Here is a 3,346-nt window from a genome sequence, read left to right as displayed (position 1 = left end):
CCGACGCCTGCCGACTCGTGGTGGCGCGGGGTCGGTTGATGCAGGCGTTGCCCGAGGGTGGGGCGATGGTGGCGGTGGAGGCGTCCGAGGACGAGCTGCAGCCGCTGCTGAACGACCGGGTGGGTCTCGCTGCGGTGAACGGGCCGCGGTCGGTAGTGGTTTCCGGTGACCGTGATGCGGTGGAGGAGATCACGGAGGGCTTCCGTGCCCAGGGCCGGAAGTCGACGGCGTTGCGGGTGAGTCATGCGTTCCATTCGCCGTTGATGGAGCCGATGCTGGCGGAGTTCCGGGAGGTCGCGGAGGGTCTGGCGTACGAGTCGCCGCAGTTGCCGGTGGTTTCCACGGTCACCGGCGAGGTGGCCAGTGGCGAGGAGGTGTCCTCGCCGGAGTACTGGGTCGAGCACGTCCGCCGGACCGTCCGGTACGCCGACGCCGTACGCACCCTCGCGGACCAGAACGTCACCCGCCACCTCGAACTCGGCCCCGACGGCACCCTCTCCGCCCTCGCCCAGGCGGCCCTGCCCTCCCCGCACGAGGGCACGGAGTCCCTCGGGGAGCGGCCCGTGGTGGTGCCCGCGTTGCGCAAGGACGGGTCGGAAGCAGAGAGCCTGTTCGGCGCCGTCGGCACGCTGCATGTGCACGGGCAGAGCCCGGACTGGTCCGCACTCCACCCCGGCGCCCGCACCGTCGACCTCCCCACCTACGCCTTCCAGCGCCGCCGGTACTGGCTGACCGACGCCGCCTCGGACGCGGAGGACGGCCGGGCGGCGGCCGTCGACTCGGCGTTCTGGGCCTCCGTCCGGAAGGGCGACGTCCAGGACTTGGCGGAGCGCCTCGCGCTCGACCCGGACGTCCTCATACCCGTACTCCCCGCCCTGACGGCCTGGCACCACCGCAGCGTGCAGCAGGCCACTGCCGACTCCTGGCAGTACCGGGAGATCTGGACGCCGCTGCCGTCCCCGTCGGGTTCTCCGGCCGGCGTCTGGCTCGTGCCCTTCTGCGAGGGCGATTCCGATGCGGCCGAGACCGCCGACGCCGTGGTGGACGCGTTCTCCACTGCCGGGACGGACACGGGCACCGTGGCTGTATCCGTACCCCTTCCCGCGGGCACGGACCGCGACCGGGTCGCGGCCGCGCTGACCGAGGCCGTCGCGGACCACAGCGGCCCGGTCCACCTGTTGTCCCTGCTCGCCCTGACCGAGACACCCCACACGCTCCACGCCGACGTCCCGCTGGGGCTGCACCTCAACACGCTGCTGGTGCAGGCGCTGGCCGACACCCACAGCGGGGCCCGGCTGTGGGCCGCCACGCAGGCCGCCGTGTCCGTCGGTGCCGCCGACGGCCTCGGGCGGCCCGTGCAGGCCACCACCTGGGGTCTCGGCCGCACCGTCGCCGTCGAGCATTCCGACCTGTGGGCCGGCCTCGTCGATCTGCCCGCGCGGCCGGACCGGCGGGCGCTGGCCCGGCTGGCGGCGATCGTCGCGGAGCCCGGCGAGGAGAACGAGCTCGCGGTACGGGACTCCGCCGTCTTCGCCCGCAGGCTCGTCCCCATCGACCGCGACGGCGAGGACGACCGCCCCCAACTCCGGCTCGCCGGAACGACGTTGATCACCGGCGGAACCGGCACCATCGGCACGCACCTGGCACGCCGCCTGGCCGGTGAAGGCGCCGAGCATCTGCTCCTCGTCAGCCGGCGCGGCCCGGACGCGCCCGGCGCGGACGCATTGCGGCGCGAACTGGAAGAGGCGGGCACCCGTGTCACCATCGCCGCCTGCGACCCCGCCGACAGGACCGCCCTGGACGAGCTGCTCGCCGCCGTCCCGGCCGACCTGCCGCTGACCGCGGTGCTGCACACCGCGGGCGTCCTCGACGACGCGCCGCTCACCGCCATGGACCCCGAGCGGTACGCCACCGTGCTGCGCACCAAGCTCCGGGCGGCCGCCAACCTGGACGAGGCCACCCGGCAACTCGACACGCCCCTCCACACGTTCGTGCTGTTCTCGTCGATCGCCGGAGCGCTCGGCTCCGCGGGCCAGGCCGGATACGCGGCCGGCAACGCCTACCTCGACGCCCTCGCCCGGCAGCGGCGCTCCGCCGGACTCCCGGCCACCTCGATCGCCTGGGGTCCGTGGGCCGGCGCCGGTATGGCCGACGACCCTGTCGTACGGGCCCGGCTGCGTCGCGGCGGCCTGACCCCCATGGAGGCGGATCCGGCACTCACCGCCCTCGGCCGGCTCCTCGCCCACGACGACACCTGGGCGCTCGTGTCGGACATCGAGTGGGCCAAGGTCGCCTCCGGTCGGCGGGGCCTCCCGGGAGCGGCACTGCTCTGCCGCATCCCGGACGCGGTCCGCGCCATGGCGGCGGACCCGGGCACCGGCACGGCCGGGGACGGCGCCGGGCTGCGCGCCGAACTCGCCCCGCTCGGCGCCGCCGAGCGCCGTCAACTGCTGCTCAAGCTGGTACGCCGCAGCGCGGCCACCGCGCTGGGCCACCCGACGCCCGAGACCGTCCCGCCCACCCGCGCCTTCCAGGACTGCGGCTTCGACTCGCTCACCGCGGTGGAACTGCGCAACCTGCTGGCCGCCGCAACCGGCCTCGCCCTGCCGACGACCCTGGTCTTCGACCACCCGACGCCGGTGGTCCTCGCCGACCACCTGATGCACGCACTCGACGAGGGCACCCTTCCGGCTGCCGTGCCGGTCCCCGGCACGGACCTGCCCCCGGCGGGCAGCGGCGCGGACGAGCCCATCGCCATCGTCGCCATGGCCTGCCGGCTTCCCGGCGGGATCACCTCGCCCGAGGAACTGTGGGACCTGCTGACCGACGGTGGCGACGCCATCTCCCCCTTCCCGACGGACCGGGGCTGGGACCTCGACACGCTCTACGACCCCGACTCGCAACGCCCCGGCACCAGTTACGTCAACGAGGGCGGCTTCCTCTCCGACGCGGCCGACTTCGATGCCTCCTTCTTCGGCATCTCGCCGCGCGAGGCCGTCGCCATCGACCCGCAGCAGCGGCTGCTGCTCGAGGTCTCCTGGGAGACCGTCGAGCGGGCCGGCCTCGACCCGCGGTCGCTGCGCGGCAGCCGGACCGGCCTGTTCGTCGGCTGCGGGCACCAGGGCTACGGCGCCACACTCACCGACGTACCGGACGACGTCCGCGGCCATCTGCTGACGGGCAGTGCCGCAAGCCTGGCCTCCGGCCGGGTGTCGTACGCGCTCGGCCTGGAAGGCCCCGCGGTCACCCTCGACACGGCGTGTTCGTCGTCGTTGGTGGCGTTGCATCTGGCGGTGCAGGCGTTGCGTAGCGGTGAGTGTGATGTGGCGTTGGCCGGTGGTGTGAC

General features: G+C 74.2%; 1 protein-coding gene. It reads left to right on the top strand.

The genetic code is table 11. The features are described 5' to 3' along the window. Window positions 1-38 precede the first annotated feature (38 nt). Window positions 39-3,346, top strand: a 3,308-nt coding sequence (locus tag ABZ822_RS32500; RefSeq protein WP_360862062.1) for an SDR family NAD(P)-dependent oxidoreductase, incomplete at its 3' end; no start/stop codon positions are given.

The sequence above is a fragment of the Streptomyces sp. NPDC047108 genome, from assembly GCF_040643575.1.
Classification (GTDB): Bacteria; Actinomycetota; Actinomycetes; order Streptomycetales; family Streptomycetaceae; genus Streptomyces.
This window is presented reverse-complemented; position numbering and strand designations above follow the sequence as displayed.